Source organism: Pollutimonas nitritireducens (assembly GCF_002849615.1).
GTDB lineage: Bacteria > Pseudomonadota > Gammaproteobacteria > Burkholderiales > Burkholderiaceae_B > Pollutimonas > Pollutimonas nitritireducens.
The window spans coordinates 1-810 of sequence record NZ_PDNV01000035.1; the positions used below are offsets into that span (position 1 = coordinate 1).

1 protein-coding gene is annotated in these 810 nt (G+C 59.6%); it reads left to right on the forward strand.

Annotated elements, in window-relative coordinates; genetic code table 11:
• Window positions 1-139: 139 nt before the first annotated feature.
• On the forward strand, window positions 140-810 hold a 671-nt coding region (locus tag CR155_RS20585), incomplete at its 3' end, for an IS110 family RNA-guided transposase (RefSeq protein WP_102071923.1).

Genomic DNA, 810 nt, shown 5'->3' on the forward strand with positions numbered 1-810 from the left:
GAGATGGTATGGACGCCTCCCACCTCAAGTGAGTGACGAGGCCTAAGAAGGAAAGCAGACGTAAAGAGGGCCTCGCATCAACGGCATCAATGTGCCAAAGTGGAGTTTGTAATCAACCACTTAGAGACGGAGGCCCCAAATGAATATTACGACATTTGGTTTGGATATTGCGAAAAACGTGATGCAAGTGCACTGGGTAGACGGACAGACAGGTGAGATTGGGCGACGGGCGCTGAAGCGCTCGCAGTTGGCGTCGTTCTTTGCTCGCCAGGCACAGTGCCGGATCGTGCTTGAAGCCTGCGGCAGTGGCCATTACTGGGGCCGAACATTTTCGGCACTGGGTCACGAGGTGCAGCTGATCCATGCGCGCCACGTCAGACCCTATGTGCGCGGCAACAAGAACGATGCGGCCGATGCGCAAGCGATCTGGAGCGCGGCGCAGCAACCGGACATGCGATGGGTGCCTTTAAAGAGCGAGCAGCAGCAGGCGGTGCTCTCCTTGCACCGTGTTCGATCCCAGTGGATCAAGGTGCGAACACAGACGGTCAACGGCTTGCGCGGCTTGCTTTATGAGTTCGGCGTGCTGCTGCCCGGCGGGCGCCAGGCCGGCGTCAAGGCGATTGGAACCTGTCGCACCGAAATTGATGCCAAGGTGCCTGCGCTGATGCACGGACTCATCGATGGGCAGTTGCGGATGCTGCACCAGATCGAGGAGCGCATCGATGCGATCGAAGACGAATTGCAAGGGCTGGAGCGCCAGCTCGATAGCGCGCGCCGCGTGCGCCAGATTCCCGGCGTCGGGCTGCTTGG